The sequence below is a fragment of the Methylomonas sp. HW2-6 genome, from assembly GCF_052474525.1.
The window spans coordinates 2415011-2428686 of sequence record NZ_CP184124.1; the positions used below are offsets into that span (position 1 = coordinate 2415011).

The following is a 13676-nucleotide window of genomic DNA, read 5'->3' on the forward strand; positions in this document are numbered from 1 at the left end:
GCGAACCGCACTGTTCCGCACCGCGCCGGCAGTATTTCCTTGCCTTCTTTGCGGTTAAATCGGTAATCTGGCCGCAATCCGTGTTCTTCGCCGTTTCCTGCAAACAGGGCGGAGGGGAGCGTGTTGAATTTTATGGCAGAGGTGAGCGCACGATGACACAGAAAATTATTGCGGTGGCAGTGAATCAAGACGGTACGATTGCGGCACACGCCGGTCGCGCGGCGAATTGGCGGGTCTACGTCGCTTCCGAGTCCGGGGTGGAACTGGCCTGGACGCTGGATTTGACCGAATTCGGCGGCCTGCACGAATGGCACGTGCGCGGCGACGGCAATCGGCATCCGCTGCATGATGTGGACGTGGCGATCGCGGCGTCGGCCGGCGACGGCGTGATTCGCCGCTTGGCGGAACGCAATACCGAACTGCTCACCACCGGCGAAACCTCGCCGCTGCAAGCGATCGCGGCCTATCTGGCCGGGAAACTCGCCGCCGGTCTGCCGCACGACGAACAGCAATGCCTGAACGGCCATCCCTGATCACCGATAGTTAGCATTGCCGGCCTGACGCCGTTCGCGTTGGCTTGGGTAATACACTTACCTTTTGCACTGTTTTATTAATTAAAACAATAAATTGAACATAGCGTGTATTGTCGATTTGTAATGCACCGGTATAGTGAAAGCGTATTTTCATTACGACCGAATCACGGTCTGGGAGGCCACATGAAAATCGCTAATACCGGAAGTTTCGGTTTGACGATCGCGGCACTGGCTACGGCCGGTTTGGCGGGCATTTTACCGATCGATTTTGTTGTGCCGGCAGTCTTGTTCGCGTTGTTGGTACGCGGTAGCGTTGCGTTAATTGAAAAGGCGCTCAACGGTGCCGACCAGCCTAAAGAACTGGATCGGCATTGATCGTCAAGCTTTTGTTAGCCTGGCCCTAATTCTTACTGGTATTCCGTTGCTACCCTCCGGGGGACAAAGGCGGGCGGTGTTTAAGGGCCGGGTTAATAGCAATGGTGCGGCAGACTGAAACAGGCGTTTTCCGGCGAAGAAAAGCCGGTTAAGCCGATTGGTCTTCGATCGCGGTACCGTTCTGGTCGAAACGCAATACTGCGATTTCGCCGTCCGCATCGGTAATTTCGGCGTCGGCCAAGACGCCGTTGGGGTGGTAGCGGTAACGATGGCGCAGTTCGATATCGCCGTATACCAGCTTTTCCAATAACAGCAGGCGTTGGTCGGCGTCGAAAAAGCCGCGGAAGTAAGTGTTGCGGTTTTCCAGATGGCTTTCATCGGGCAGCTCGTTGACCGGTTTCAGCGGTAATTTGACCCCGCTATAGCTGATGAAATAGCGGCAAACACAGTTATCCAATTCCACGTCTCGTTCCTCACAAACCAAAAGCCAAATTTCCGCAAATAATGTGCCGGAATATCCGCCGCCGAATTGTCCGGGTTGCTGCCGATTAATCGCGTATTTGCTGTGGTAAATGCTGCGGCGACGGTAGGCTTTGTCGGATTTGCGACATTCGGGCTTCGCTACCGAAAACCGGGCGCTCGGCGATACGCGCGGCGGTAACATCGGCGTCGGTGCCGATTTCCGCTGCCACGCCGGATTCAACCGGTGCTGGCGCCGATTTTGCTTGAGCGAAGTTTTAACTTGCTCAGCCTTCATGAAACTGTTTCTCGACTGGTCGTCTTACCGCAACGCCGGCATGGGCGACGCCTACGCCGACATTCCCAAGCACGGCGCCGATTTCGCCAAGGCGGTGGCGGTGTGCATCGGCAGCAAGCAATGCCAGCAGCAGGCCGACAAGGGCGTGATGTGCCCGAGTTTTCGGGTCAGCGCCAATCCGGATTTGTCGCCGGGCGGTCGGGTCAAGTTATTGAAAGCCGCGCTGAACGCCGATAATCCTGTGGCCTTGTTCGATCCGGCCTTGGTTGCCGCAATGGACTTGTGTGTGGCTTGCAAGGGTTGCAAGCGCGAATGCGAAAACGAAGTGGATATGGCGGCGATCAAGGCCGAATTCCTGGCCCAACAAGCCGCCCGCCGCGGGTTGCCGTTGCGGCGCAAATTGTGGGGGCATTTGCCGCGTTTGCTCAAATTCCCGCTGCTGCGCCGTTTGATCGCTTGGCGCAACCGCTCGCCGCTGCTGGCCAAACTGGCCGAAACCGCATTAGGCATCAGCGCCAAAGCCGAACTGCCGCTGCCGGCCGAACAGCCATTCCAAGTGTCGCCACAGTCCGGTTTGATTTTGCACCCGGACTTGAGCGATCGGCAAGTGGTGTTACTGGTCGACACTTTCAATTACTACTTCAATCCGGCCTCGGCCGACGCAGCGAAAAAGCTGTTAATCGCGGCCGGTTACCACGTCCACGTCGCGACGCCGTCAGCCGCCGATAAAGACCAGCGGCCGCTGTGTTGCGGCCGCACCTATTTCTCCAACGGTATGCTCGAACAAGCCCGCTTTGAGGCGCGCCGGATGTTGGCCGCGTTAGGCGAGCACATCGATGCCGGTCGCAGCATCGTCGGCCTGGAACCGTCGTGCATTCTGAGCCTGCGCGACGAATATCTGAAACTGGATCTGGGTGAGTCGGCGCGGAAATTGGCCGAAAAAGTCGTGCTGCTGGAAGAATTCATCGTCCGCGAACAAAGCGCCAAGCGCTGGACTTTGGCCTTTCAAGCCATTCCGGACCCATCTCGCGTGCTGCTGCACGGCCATTGCCACCAAAAAGCGGTCGGCTCAATCAAATCGGTCCGCAAAATTCTTAAGCAAATCCCCGAGTTGTCGTTCGAATTGATCGAAACGTCCTGCTGCGGCATGGCCGGTAACTTCGGCGTCGAAGCCGAGCATTACGCCGACGCCCAGGCAATGGCCGAACTGGCCTTGTTCCCGGCACTGCGCGCCGAGCCCCACGCGCTGCTGGTCGGCAGCGGTTTTTCCTGCCGCGAACAAATCGTCGGCGGCGGTTTCAGCAAGCCGCTGCATTTATCCGAATTACTTTGTCTTGCCTTACCGTCACAGGAGTGATGCATGAAATTATCCATCGACAAACCGCACTTGCAGCAACTGTTGGCCGCTCACCCGCGTTTGAACGGACTGAGCGAGCAACTGCGCTTCGGCAGCAAGGCACAGGTGTTTTACGACCAACTCAGCAGCGCCGAGATGGCAACCTTGGCCGGCATTTACGCCCAGCAAGGCGAGAGCCTGCAACAACAAGCCGCACTGCTGACCGCCTTGCAGCAAGCCTTGAGCGACGACCAGCGCCGCTACGGCCCGGACGATCTGGAAAAACTGCTGCCCGACATCGCCAGCTACTTGCTGGACGGCGCGATTCGCGGCTGGTTGTTTCATGTCGAGCATGGCGGTAGAACGCTGGCCTATTTGATCACCCGGGTCGATTACACGCCGCCCGGCGAGGAAGAAGCCGGCCGCATCCTGATCGAGTTAAAAGCCAACAGCAAGGGCAAGATCGCGATCGAAACCCTGATCATCCGCGGCAAAGACCTGGACCATAAAACCATCCCGGAAATCTTCGCCGGCAAGGGCTATTTAAAGGAAACCGCCGATTTGATCGCCAGCTACGACGAAGCCGCCGGCCGTTATTTCGACTGGCGCGGCCGTTACGGCGAGCAATTCTCCGGCTGGGGCACCGGCATCTACGCCGAAGATCCAACTGCCAGCCACCGCAGCAACGACTGGACCCGCAAGAATACCGTGGTGCTGTCGTCCGGCGGCGGAGCCTGTCGCTTGGTTAACGACGAAAACATCCTCAGCGACCGGGCGCTGACTTTGGAGGCCTCCGGCGACATTTTCGGCACCTATCTGCGCAAGGCCGGCAAAAGCATGCGCTACGACAGCAAAACCGAGAGCCAGATGGAAAAAGCCAAGGCCGAGGTCGGCAAGGGCTTGTTCACCGAATTGCCGGTACACGGCTATATCCTGCTGTTTCATCTGGAGTTGCATCACCACGTCTGGGTGCATGTCGACGACCTGCAGCCTTACGTCTACCAGCCGGAACTGAAGCAAAAACTGATTCTGCCGCCGGAACAGACCGACCTGATCGACATTCTCACCGCCGAAATGGACATGCTGATGGACGACATCGTCGAAGGTAAATCCGGCGGTACCACGGTGCTTTGCGCCGGACCGGCCGGTGTCGGTAAGACGCTGACCGCCGAGGTCTATTCGGAAATCATCAAGCGGCCGCTGTACCGGGTGCATTCCGGCCAGCTCGGTTTGAACGTCGCCGAAATGGAGAAAACCCTGAAGGAAACCCTGATCCGCGCCCAGCGTTGGGGTGCGGTGATGCTGATCGACGAAGCCGATGTTTACATCAAAAAACGCGCCGACAATCTGGCCTCCAACGCCGTGGTCGGCGTATTTTTAAGGGTGCTGGAATACTTCAACGGCCTGCTGTTCCTGACCACCAACCGGGTCGACGACATCGACGAAGCCATCATCTCCCGTTGCATCGCGATGATCCGCTACCACTCTCCGAACAGCGCCGACCGCCGCAAAATCTGGAAAGTGATGACCGAACAGTTCGCGCTGCCGGTCGCGGACGAATTGATCGAACAACTGGTCGACCTGTTTCCCGGCGCTTCCGGTCGCGACATCAAGGGCCTGACCAAACTGGTCGCCAAGTTCTGCCTGCAAAAGCAACTGGCGCCGACGCTGGACGTGTTTATTCGTTGTTCGGTGTTTAGAGGGCTGGAGTTGGTGGATCAGGCGGCTTAATTACGGTTTAGCGTACTCGCCAGCGTTGATAGAGCGTCGTGACTTTTCGGAACGGCGCGCGGCGCACCGGTGGCGATTGATTACCGGCTGGCCGCCGGCCCGCTGCTTGAAGCCTTATTGAGTGCGCCCTTGGGCAGGTTCAGAGCCCAAGGGCAGAAAAGCGAAAGGCTATTCAATAGAAGAATTGCTAATTCAGCTTCTCCAGCAGCGCCGGTTTGATTTGATCCAGCCAATCCAGAATCCGCGATTTCGTCATCTCGGGTTGATTGTGGTGGTCCAGAACCAAGCCGACAAATTTGCCGTCCACCACCGAGTTGGAATGGGTAAAGTGATAACCGGCCGTGCTCCAGGCACCGACCACCTCGGCGCCGTAGCCGGCCACGTAGTGGTACAAATGAATCAAGGAACCGGCGAAGCGATCAAAGTATTTTTGCTGATTGCCCAAGCCGAACAAGGCGATACGCTTGCCGGACAGATCGGCTTCGTCCAGCCGGAACAAAAACTCTTCCCAATTGCCTTCTTCGCTACCGGTGGTCCGGCCGGGAATTTCGCCGACCCCGTAGCTGGGCATGCCCAGAATCAAGGCCTTATAGCTTAACAGCTGGGCGACCGACGCCTGATTCACGTTTACCGGCTCGCTGGCGATATCGTCGCCCAATACGCGATACATGACTTGAGCCATCATCTCGGTCATGCCTTCTTCGGTTCCGTAGAAAATGCCAATTTTGTTCATGGTTTAACCTCGGATTACGGTGTCCATTTAACGAAGCAAAATGTAAACCACTCGCTGTTTTGGAACGGCGGCGATGCGAGCCGGCCGCGGGAAAGCTTTCCGGATACCGGCAAGCGTTGAAATTCGGCCGGATTTGTCAATGCCGATTCGGTGCCGGCTTAAAAAGCAGCCGAATGATCTGGGCCCTGCGGGCTTGCGCTTGGTGATTTTGCCGACAATCCGGCCGACAGGCGGATGAGTTTGCGACAAAGGGCTTGGTGGAAGGTGAGCGGTTGGCGAGGTTTGAGTGGGGGCTGGCGAATAAACGCTTGCCCTGATCTTTTCGCTCTCAGTTTGGGAATAGGCTAACCGGGGCGACCACATCGACGTCCTGTTACATCGCGATGATTCGCTACCTCACGCGGAACGGCACCGACGGTCGCAAAATATGGAAAGTGATGACCGAACAATTCGTACTGCCGGTGGCGGACGAATTGATCGAGCAATTGGTGGATGTGTTTATCCGCCGCTCAGTGCTTAGAGGACTGGAGTTGGTGGACCGGGCGGCGTGAAACGCTAAAGCGAGTCGATTCCGATCCGGCCCCTCTGGTTCCCAAGCTCCAGCTTGGGAACCCACCGCCCGGAAGCTACAGCTTCCCGACCCAATCACCAGTCCCGAACCACCTCTATCAAACCTTCCAACGCTGCATAATTTCGCGCGCTGGAATAGCGCCAATGCTCCGGCAAATCCACATAACCCCGCTCAACCGGATTGCGGTGGATGTAATCCAGCTTCTGCCGCATCACTGCCTCGCTGTCGATCAACTGCGGATGACTACCTTCCTCCCAGACCTGATACTCACTTTCGATCTTATGCGGCCGTTTCAATAACGCCAATAGCTCCAACACTCGCCCCGAGCTGCTTTGTTGCAGATAGGCAATGATTTGTTTGGCGGTATAAGCCTTGAAACGTTGCATGTCCCGGCTCAAATCCGGCGACGCGGCAATCAGGTGCAAGTGGTTTTCCAGGATTACATAACCGTACAGCTTAAACCCGCTGTCGCGCTGCAAAAACCGCCAGGAATCCAGCACGATATTCACTGTTGCCGGCCGGGTAAACAGCGGCAGCCAATGGTTGATCGTCGCGGTCAGAAAATGCGGGCTGGGGTTTTGCAGGACTCGGTAGCGGCTGCGGGGCATGGGCTATGTGGGATAGGGGAGCGGAAGCTGGAGTTTGGGAACCAGAGAAAGATTTCTAGCGGTGACATTCCCATATTGGAGTGAGCGTACGATGCACCGGCCGCTATTATTCGCTTTGCGAAATTATTGATTGAATAATTTTTACTACCCTATCGGTTTGAATTATCTTAATAATAGTGTTCTTAAAATCTGTTTCATCATTACAGATAATGCCCCGCACATTGAATCCATTTACATCTATAGTATCAATTTTTCCTTTGATATCTGCCTGTGTGATAATCATCTCCTCAGTCTTTATGCAAACAGGATATAGCTCTATCCCATGGACAATATTAAACAAATTGTAAGAGTATTGAAGTCTGTCGCTTACAATTATAAATCTATAAGTAAAACTGTGTTGATCTCCCTCATCTAGTCTAATAGCGTTTCCACGGACTACATACGAAGATTTACTAAATAACTCCTCCCCTATTTCATCAAGAAATTTCTTTGGAGTATTTACTTTTTCAGCTTTTATAGCTTTTTCCCATACACTATTCATGGCAAATCGTCCTAAGTTAAATATTAAATTCAGCCAAAATTGGAAGGTGATCAGAATATTTGCTGTTAATCAAGCCGTTTCTTGATAGCAATTCGTTAGCACCTATATTAGTCATAATAATTAAAGAATCCTCTACTAACTTATTAATAATCTGAGGTCTGAGTAAAACATTATCAAGTATATTCCAATGGTGTTCTTCATGGCACGGATTATTTAGATAATATGTTCCATAAGGTCTTTCTTTTTTGCTAAAAAACTTCCACATGGGGTTATAGAGATACTCATATTCCTTTTTTTGAAGAGTTCTTTTTAGCTTGCTAGCTATCTTAGAGTCAATGGTGGCGTTTAAGTAAAAGGCGCCAGTCATTGGGGTTTCAAATGGATTGATATTCAAGTCACCAAATATAATCGTATTCTTTGTATTTTTTAATTTTTCCTGTCGCAAAATCTCATCTTTAAAGTTGTGTATTTCAGCGCCGCGGGACAGGTCTGTTTTAAAATTTATTCTATCTACTAAATGGCAGAAGCAAATTAAAAATACGCCTTCAGATGGGGATTTAAATTCTATAAAAATGTATCTATCCGACTCCGATGTTGTTTTTATAATTGACTTTCCGACTCGTGTAAAGACTTTTATTTTGCCATTGCGATGCAAGCATTTAAAGCCATCAATAAGCATAATATTATCATCAATGTTCGAAGATTCCGCTAGCCCCAGAATGTCAATGTTATACAAGCTCATCAAATTTTTAATAAGGATAGTATGATTTTTATTTTTTATATTCCAAAATGCAATTTTCATACAAAACTCTTTTATCTTTCCTGGCATTATTAATGATAATTCATGATCTGTGCGTAGGTAGAAGGGTATTTTAGTTCCCAACTTCAGTCCGCTAGTTCCCAAACTCCAGTTTGGGAATGCTATCTCGGAAGCTCTAGCTTCCTATCCCCATGCAGACTGGAAGCTGGAGCTTCCAAGGCCGGGGTTCCCAAGCCGGAGCTTGGGAACCAGATACACGATAGAATCTTCGGATGCCATTATTCAATTCACCCAACATGATTAATCACATCCCTGCTTTGATGGGGCACGCCGATGATTTCTGTGCCGGTATCGTTAACCATATAAAAAATTAAATGCCGGCCTTCGGGAAAGCAGAAATAGCCGGGTTTTATATCGTCGCGCACCTTGCCCAGCTTGGGGTGTTCCGCAAGCCAGGCGAAACGGTGGAATAGGGCGCGTAAGTAGTGGTCGGCTTGTTCGGCACCCCACTGTTGAAAGCTGTACAGCCAAATTCGTTCCAGGTCCGCCGCCGCCAGTTGCCTGATGCGATAGCTTGGCTTCATTGGCTGTGTTTTGTTCGCATCGCAACCAGAAACTGCTCTTCGTCGAAATTCTCCTGCAACGGGCTGTCTTCGCCGGCTTGCAGCTTGGCTCTTAACGCCTGTAGCTTAAGATCCTCTTCTTCCAGTTTACGTAAACCGGCGCGGACGGCTTCGCTAACCGATAAGAAACGGCCTTGCTGTATTTTTTCCTGCACAAAATTATCGAAGTGGTCACCCAAGGTGACGGAAGTGTTTCTGGCCATAATTTCGCTCCCGATAAGGTGTATTAGATATTAATATAGGTAGCGGCTTACGCCAAACGCAAGCTTCTTCTAGTTCCCAAGCCGGAGCTTGGGAACCAGAGCCTAGAGCGCTCAGGCTCTCTCATCATCACCTGCAATTTGAATAATCTGATTCAACCGCTCGCAAACCTGAGCGAACGCATCGCCCGGCAAGGATTTGAGAGGATGCGGTTTGGCCTGACGCAAACGCCAGTCGCAGGATTTGGGTTGGTGGCAGAGCACATAGCTGGTTTGTCCGGTCTTACGGCCGCCGGCTTTGCCGACAGCCACCGCAAACGGATTGTCGGCATTGTAGGCGGCAGTCGTCATCGGCAGGCCGATTACCAGCGAGGTTTTTTCATTGAAAATGCGCGGCGAAAGCACCAAAAACGGATGAATGTCGCGCATTTCCTGGCCGACCTGAGGATTGCAATCGATCCAGATTATGTCTTGCCGTTCCGGCACCCAAACCGCCGTTTCCGTGCGGGCTACCAACGTTCGGCGCCTATCGCTTGTGTGTTCGCCATCGCCTCGCCACCGTGCCGCTCGGGGTCGAAGCGGGCCAAGCGCTGCTCCAACGTCAAAACTTCTTCGGCCAATGGCGTGATGACCACTTTATCGTCTTCCACGGAAATCCTTACCCGTTGATGGTTGTGTAAGTGCGCGGCCTTGGCAATGGCCGCCGGAAGGCGCACACCGAGATTATTGCCCCATTGTTTGATGTCGAGTATGGCTTCGGTCATGAACTGCTCCCAAACGTTTAAACGCAAGTATAAACATGGTCGTGAATTGACGTCAAATCCCTAGTTCCCAAGCTGGAGCTTTAGAACCAGAAGCCGGATCGACCGGCAGGGTTATGGCTCAATCCGAGTCTTCATCCACCCCCAACGCCCGCATTTCCAAACCCTCGATCTCCTGCAAGGACTTGCCGGCGATGCCTTGCAAATCGCCGTACATGCCGACCGTGGCGTGCATGACCCGTTCGATTTGGGCTTCGCGTTTGGCCCATTGTTTGAGGATGGCTTTGCGTTCCTTGTCCAGGTCTTCCTGCATGGTCGAGAAGGCTTCGACGATGGCTTCGACCCGTTGCCGAAAACGCGGGCCGGTCAGATATTGGTAAACCATCTCGGTCTTGCCGTGCTGGCCTTCGGCGGCGAGGCGGGCCAGGCCGATTTCCAGCAGGGTGTGGCGAAGTATGGTCGCGACCGGCAACGCGGCGCGCGGGCCGGTGACCCAGACGCCGTCGATGACGTCGAAGGTTTCCACGTCTTTGGGTAAGGCCTGGCTGACGATGACGGCCAGTTCGGCCTTGGCGGCGCGCTGGTCTTCGCGCAGTTTTACCAGCCAGCCGTCGCTCCAGTTTTTGGTGCGTTTGGATTCCCACAAGATGCTGCCGGCCGGGGTGCCCGAAGGGCCGGCGACGCGCTGTAACACGTCGCCGCCGAATTCGCCTTTGGCGACCGGTTCGATGCTGTCGAACGGGAACTTGGCACGCAACAGGTTTTCCAGCTCCAGCTCTTGGACTTCGCCTTGCAGTTGCTGCGAGCCTTGCTCGGCTTTTTGTTTGAGTTCCTCGATTTTTTGCTGCATCGCGGCGATGGTCTGGTCCTTTTCCAGCACCCGCAGTTTCAATCCTTCCTCGGCTTCGCGTTTGGCCTGATCGCGGACTTGGCTCAGGTTGTCCTGCACCCGTTTTTCCACGGTCAGTTCCAGTTCGCGCTTGGCGTCGTCGAGTTCACGCTGCTTTTTAATTAATTCGGCCTGGGCTTGCTGGGCTTCGGCGAGTTTGGCGTCGCGGACTTTCAATACTTCGGTCAAGTCGGCCAGTTCGCGGTTTTTATGCTCCAGCTCGGCGGCGGCGGCCAGTTTGGCCTTGCGGCTTTCTTCTTCGATGACGCGCTGGCGTTCGGTCTGCAGTTGTTTTTCGACCTGCTGTTTGACCTGGTTTTCCAGTTCGCGCTGCGCGTCCTGCAACTGCTGTTGTTGCTGTTTCAGGCCTTGCTCGCGCTGGGCGATGTCGGCGTCTTTTTGTTTGAGCTGTGCTTCGAACTGTTTGCGGGTGGCGGCGAGTAGCGGCGCGGCCAGTGATTCGGTCAGCGGCACGGCGGTGCTGCAATTGGGGCAGGTGATGGTGGCTTCGGTCATGGGCGATTTTTGCGGTTTGGCGGAGGGGGCATGATAAAGCCGAATCGGCGCTGCGTCTAACGCCGAAGCTTGCGATGCGGAGCGCCGCGGCGGGTTAGATCGTTCTAATTACGTTGAGTAATCGGCCCGATGCCTGGCGCCTGCTGCCAAGCCGTTTCTTATATTGGCCGAACATTTCACTGCAGCAGTGAGCAAATCGGAGTCGATGTTGTGTGGCAAAGCCGACAATGTGCGGCATGACATTGGATTTGTGACTGATTTTAAAAGGGTTTTTATTGGCATAAGGTTTGCTGCCGGCTACTGGGGGCAGCCTGCAACCCTTCGATTGTCCGGCAGTAGGTTTGCTGCAACGGTATTCAAGCCAGCGAAGGGCTGAATTTTAACCGGCGACCCGTTTAATCCCAGCCTTAACTATTGGAGCAGCCCATGCCAGCGACTTTCGAACTGAAAACCAACGACGACAACCAGTATTTTTTTCATTTTTTGAACGGTAAAGGCGAGCTGATTTTGATGAGCGCCGATTACGGCAACAAGGACGAAGCGCTAAAGGCAATTAAGGAAGTCCGGACCGGCTCGTTGATGAGCCAGCAGATCGCCGCCGGCAAGGTGCCCGAGGGCGATACCTTCTTCGTCATCAAAGATACCAAGGGCGACATCATCGTCAAAAGTGTTTTATACAGCTCGGCCATGGTGTTCGATAACGCGCTGCACACCGTCAAAGACAACGCCTGCGTTGCCGAAATCGTCGATTTGACCGCCTGACGCGCCAGGGCGCGGCATGCATCGGCTTTATTCAGATAGCGGAATCGGGTAACGGCACTATGGCAATCGAACTTAAATTAACCAAGGAACTGGCCACGGTTTGCGTCACGGCAAGCGAGTTGGCTGCAATTGAAACGCTGATCAAGGGCGAATTGGCCAAACCCGCCTTCGTCGAGCAACTCGACAAAATAGGCAATGCGATACGCGATTGCTTCGCCGAAACGGCTGCCGTTTTAGCGCCTTGGCTGGAAATAGACAACGAGACCGAGTTTTGCAATCGGTACGATGCTGCCTATGCCGATTACAAAGCCAGCTACCTCGGCATCACCAATCGGCCGCGACTGACGTCCGAGCGGGCGTACGTGGACTATATGCTGCTGCGGGAATTCAAGGAAACTCAAACCGCATACCCGTTGTTGAAGACGACTTTCGCCCGGTTGGACGAGTTTATCGACAAATGGATCACCAACGACGCCTGGCTGGCGATGACGATCGAGAATTTCGTCAAAATGCTGTACCGGTTTCTGACTGAAATCGCCGAGCTGAAACAGAAAGACCCGACCGATGCTTTTACGCTTTACCGAGCGTTGATGATCGCTTTACACCCGTATTACGCCATGCTGCAAAATTACCGGAAAGTGGTCGAAGAACCGGTTTGAGCAGGATCAAAGCGGAGGGTCATCGACGGGCGTCAGGCTGACCTTGGACTCAATGAGTAGGGTTTCTCGACGTAAACGAACAATAAAGCCGATGGCACTAATGTCAGGCAAAACGCTGCCGGCAGAAATACCCAAAATAAACAGGCGTGATCGTTGATCGGCGGATAGGTACGCGTGGCAATCAGGAATATGAATTTTAGCGCCAGCCCGTGCATGAGATAGTATGAATAACTCATATTGCCCAGCCAGCGAATAGGGTCCAAAGAAAACAACCTTGCGCTGAAATTAGGCGGGCTGAAACATTCCAAGCAAAAAATATAAAAAAGAACGAATAGAATCGGGTAGCGCCAATAGTCGTCGATATTTAGTTTTTGCAAGATCGCAACGGAACCGAGCGCCATAATCAGAGCCGGCAGGCCCAGGTATAGCGGCTTTCGCAGCGGATAGTGGCTCACCGTTTCGTAAAGCAGTATCCCGGAAATAAACATCAGCAGACGTATATGCCTGGGATAATGGCTGAAGTAAACGAACATTAAAACGCTGACGAACAAAAATAACAGGACCCGAAACTTGTGGGGCCAAGATCTGAGATTGAAGCAAAAAATAACTAAAGGCGTGATTAGATAATAAAAAAATTCGTAACTTAAGGACCAGGCAACGGTTATTATGGGTTGGATGTTGAACAGGCCGGGCAACAATAAGTAGTTTTTAATAACGTAAATCGTACCTTGGACCGGGCTGGACGGTATTTTGGATTCGTTTGGAAAAACTATCGACAGCGCTAGATAAATAATAAATACGGCGGTAAAGGTTGGGTAAATTCTCTGAATTCTCCGCCTGACATAGTTTAAAAAAGGCTTTCTTTTTTTAATCAGCATTCCGTAAATCAGGAAACCGCTCAACACGAAAAATAAGTCGACGCCGATATTGCCTACGCTTTGTAAATAGGCTGCAACCGCGTAAGTGAAACTGCCGGGATTGATCCAGGGTTTTGCCAGCGTCGTGTAATGCACGAGAAAAACCAAAAATACCGCAAAGCCGCGAATGCCTTCCATTGAAACGATCGTGTTATGGTCGGCGTGGGTAATCTGGAACGGGTTATTGGGCCACTTCATCAGTTCTGTATTAATTGCGACTAGGTTTTCTAAAGATAAGGTCCGCCTATTGTTTGGTTTTATGGGCTAAATCCTGCGGCGCTACCGCGCCGAGCCTGGCCAATTCCAATTCAACGGATGCTTCTGACTATAGCAGAAGGGCAGGAGGACGAGAATGCCGTAGCCAAAGGCAGTGCGTCGGCTAGCATTCGGCAAACCCTGGCAAG

At 53.0% G+C, this 13676-nt stretch carries 17 protein-coding genes; 6 read left to right on the plus strand and 11 right to left on the minus strand.

The genetic code is table 11. The annotated features are described in order from the left end of the window. Positions 1-152 precede the first annotated feature (152 nt). Both ACH518_RS11985 and ACH518_RS11990 read left to right on the plus strand, forming a co-directional pair. A complete protein-coding gene (locus ACH518_RS11985) occupies positions 153-533 on the plus strand; it encodes a NifB/NifX family molybdenum-iron cluster-binding protein (RefSeq protein WP_445370252.1) in 381 nt (126 codons plus the stop codon). Positions 534-716: 183 nt separating this feature from the next. After that, the gene (locus tag ACH518_RS11990; protein WP_140912231.1) at positions 717-908 is read left to right on the plus strand and encodes a hypothetical protein; all 192 of its coding nucleotides are present in this window, start codon (positions 717-719) and stop codon (positions 906-908) included. Positions 909-1056: 148 nt separating this feature from the next. Here the strand turns inward: ACH518_RS11990 and ACH518_RS11995 are convergent, their stop codons facing one another. After that, positions 1057-1371, minus strand: coding sequence for a DUF6156 family protein (locus ACH518_RS11995; protein WP_278212380.1), 315 nt, complete (start codon positions 1369-1371; stop codon positions 1057-1059). Positions 1372-1663: 292 nt separating this feature from the next. Here ACH518_RS11995 and ACH518_RS12000 point away from each other — a divergent pair, with 292 nt between their 5' ends. Further along, the gene (locus ACH518_RS12000; protein ID WP_445370253.1) at positions 1664-3022 is read left to right on the plus strand and encodes a (Fe-S)-binding protein; all 1359 of its coding nucleotides are present in this window, start codon (positions 1664-1666) and stop codon (positions 3020-3022) included. Between the two features lie 3 nt (positions 3023-3025). Then, complete coding sequence (locus ACH518_RS12005) at positions 3026-4732, plus strand: AAA family ATPase (protein ID WP_445370254.1); 1707 nt, start codon at positions 3026-3028, stop codon at positions 4730-4732. 187 nt (positions 4733-4919) lie between these two features. Here the strand turns inward: ACH518_RS12005 and ACH518_RS12010 are convergent, their stop codons facing one another. The 9 genes from ACH518_RS12010 to ACH518_RS12050 form a co-directional block, all read right to left on the minus strand. Continuing rightward, on the minus strand, positions 4920-5465 hold the full coding sequence (locus ACH518_RS12010) for a flavodoxin (RefSeq protein WP_445370255.1): 546 nt from the start codon (positions 5463-5465) through the stop codon (positions 4920-4922). A 645-nt stretch (positions 5466-6110) separates the two neighbouring features. Next, positions 6111-6644, minus strand: coding sequence for an REP-associated tyrosine transposase (locus tag ACH518_RS12015; RefSeq protein ID WP_445370256.1), 534 nt, complete (start codon positions 6642-6644; stop codon positions 6111-6113). Positions 6645-6750: 106 nt separating this feature from the next. Continuing rightward, complete coding sequence (locus ACH518_RS12020) at positions 6751-7185, minus strand: hypothetical protein (RefSeq protein WP_445370257.1); 435 nt, start codon at positions 7183-7185, stop codon at positions 6751-6753. A 16-nt stretch (positions 7186-7201) separates the two neighbouring features. After that, positions 7202-7987 (minus strand): hypothetical protein, encoded by a 786-nt coding sequence (locus tag ACH518_RS12025; protein WP_445370258.1) that lies wholly within the window; start codon positions 7985-7987, stop codon positions 7202-7204. Positions 7988-8232: 245 nt separating this feature from the next. Beyond that, the gene (locus tag ACH518_RS12030; RefSeq protein ID WP_445370259.1) at positions 8233-8529 is read right to left on the minus strand and encodes a type II toxin-antitoxin system RelE/ParE family toxin; all 297 of its coding nucleotides are present in this window, start codon (positions 8527-8529) and stop codon (positions 8233-8235) included. After that, positions 8526-8771, minus strand: coding sequence for a type II toxin-antitoxin system ParD family antitoxin (locus tag ACH518_RS12035; protein WP_445370260.1), 246 nt, complete (start codon positions 8769-8771; stop codon positions 8526-8528). The genes ACH518_RS12030 and ACH518_RS12035 overlap by 4 nt, the downstream gene beginning before the upstream one ends. Before the next feature lie 111 nt (positions 8772-8882). Further along, positions 8883-9284 (minus strand): type II toxin-antitoxin system PemK/MazF family toxin, encoded by a 402-nt coding sequence (locus tag ACH518_RS12040; protein WP_445370261.1) that lies wholly within the window; start codon positions 9282-9284, stop codon positions 8883-8885. After that, positions 9278-9532, minus strand: a complete 255-nt coding sequence (locus tag ACH518_RS12045; protein ID WP_140912225.1) for an AbrB/MazE/SpoVT family DNA-binding domain-containing protein — start codon at positions 9530-9532, stop codon at positions 9278-9280. Before ACH518_RS12045 ends, ACH518_RS12040 begins: the two co-directional genes overlap by 7 nt. 118 nt (positions 9533-9650) lie before the next feature. Further along, positions 9651-10934 (minus strand): DUF2130 domain-containing protein, encoded by a 1284-nt coding sequence (locus tag ACH518_RS12050; RefSeq protein WP_445370262.1) that lies wholly within the window; start codon positions 10932-10934, stop codon positions 9651-9653. Positions 10935-11360: 426 nt separating this feature from the next. Here ACH518_RS12050 and ACH518_RS12055 point away from each other — a divergent pair, with 426 nt between their 5' ends. After that, positions 11361-11696, plus strand: a complete 336-nt coding sequence (locus tag ACH518_RS12055) for a DUF1508 domain-containing protein (protein WP_278212374.1) — start codon at positions 11361-11363, stop codon at positions 11694-11696. Between the two features lie 59 nt (positions 11697-11755). Next, entirely contained in the window at positions 11756-12355 is a 600-nt protein-coding gene (locus tag ACH518_RS12060) for a hypothetical protein (RefSeq protein ID WP_278212373.1), read from the plus strand. Positions 12356-12387: 32 nt separating this feature from the next. On the opposite strand, the gene ACH518_RS12065 is transcribed toward ACH518_RS12060, so the two are convergent. Then, the gene (locus ACH518_RS12065; RefSeq protein ID WP_445370263.1) at positions 12388-13410 is read right to left on the minus strand and encodes an acyltransferase family protein; all 1023 of its coding nucleotides are present in this window, start codon (positions 13408-13410) and stop codon (positions 12388-12390) included. Positions 13411-13676 lie beyond the last annotated feature (266 nt).

What these genes read in the sequence shown, in the direction of transcription:
- ACH518_RS12050 (WP_445370262.1), bottom strand. Translation starts at nt 10,934, where the DNA reads ATGACCGAAGCCACCATCACCTGCCCCAATTGCAGCACCGCCGTGCCG.
- ACH518_RS12015 (WP_445370256.1), bottom strand. Translation starts at nt 6,644, where the DNA reads ATGCCCCGCAGCCGCTACCGAGTCCTGCAAAACCCCAGCCCGCATTTT.
- ACH518_RS11990 (WP_140912231.1), top strand. Translation starts at nt 717, where the DNA reads ATGAAAATCGCTAATACCGGAAGTTTCGGTTTGACGATCGCGGCACTG.
- ACH518_RS12030 (WP_445370259.1), bottom strand. Translation starts at nt 8,529, where the DNA reads ATGAAGCCAAGCTATCGCATCAGGCAACTGGCGGCGGCGGACCTGGAA.
- ACH518_RS11985 (WP_445370252.1), top strand. Translation starts at nt 153, where the DNA reads ATGACACAGAAAATTATTGCGGTGGCAGTGAATCAAGACGGTACGATT.
- ACH518_RS12000 (WP_445370253.1), top strand. Translation starts at nt 1,664, where the DNA reads ATGAAACTGTTTCTCGACTGGTCGTCTTACCGCAACGCCGGCATGGGC.
- ACH518_RS12045 (WP_140912225.1), bottom strand. Translation starts at nt 9,532, where the DNA reads ATGACCGAAGCCATACTCGACATCAAACAATGGGGCAATAATCTCGGT.
- ACH518_RS12005 (WP_445370254.1), top strand. Translation starts at nt 3,026, where the DNA reads ATGAAATTATCCATCGACAAACCGCACTTGCAGCAACTGTTGGCCGCT.
- ACH518_RS12010 (WP_445370255.1), bottom strand. Translation starts at nt 5,465, where the DNA reads ATGAACAAAATTGGCATTTTCTACGGAACCGAAGAAGGCATGACCGAG.
- ACH518_RS12065 (WP_445370263.1), bottom strand. Translation starts at nt 13,410, where the DNA reads ATGGAAGGCATTCGCGGCTTTGCGGTATTTTTGGTTTTTCTCGTGCAT.
- ACH518_RS12060 (WP_278212373.1), top strand. Translation starts at nt 11,756, where the DNA reads ATGGCAATCGAACTTAAATTAACCAAGGAACTGGCCACGGTTTGCGTC.
- ACH518_RS12025 (WP_445370258.1), bottom strand. Translation starts at nt 7,987, where the DNA reads ATGAAAATTGCATTTTGGAATATAAAAAATAAAAATCATACTATCCTT.
- ACH518_RS12020 (WP_445370257.1), bottom strand. Translation starts at nt 7,185, where the DNA reads ATGAATAGTGTATGGGAAAAAGCTATAAAAGCTGAAAAAGTAAATACT.
- ACH518_RS12035 (WP_445370260.1), bottom strand. Translation starts at nt 8,771, where the DNA reads ATGGCCAGAAACACTTCCGTCACCTTGGGTGACCACTTCGATAATTTT.
- ACH518_RS12055 (WP_278212374.1), top strand. Translation starts at nt 11,361, where the DNA reads ATGCCAGCGACTTTCGAACTGAAAACCAACGACGACAACCAGTATTTT.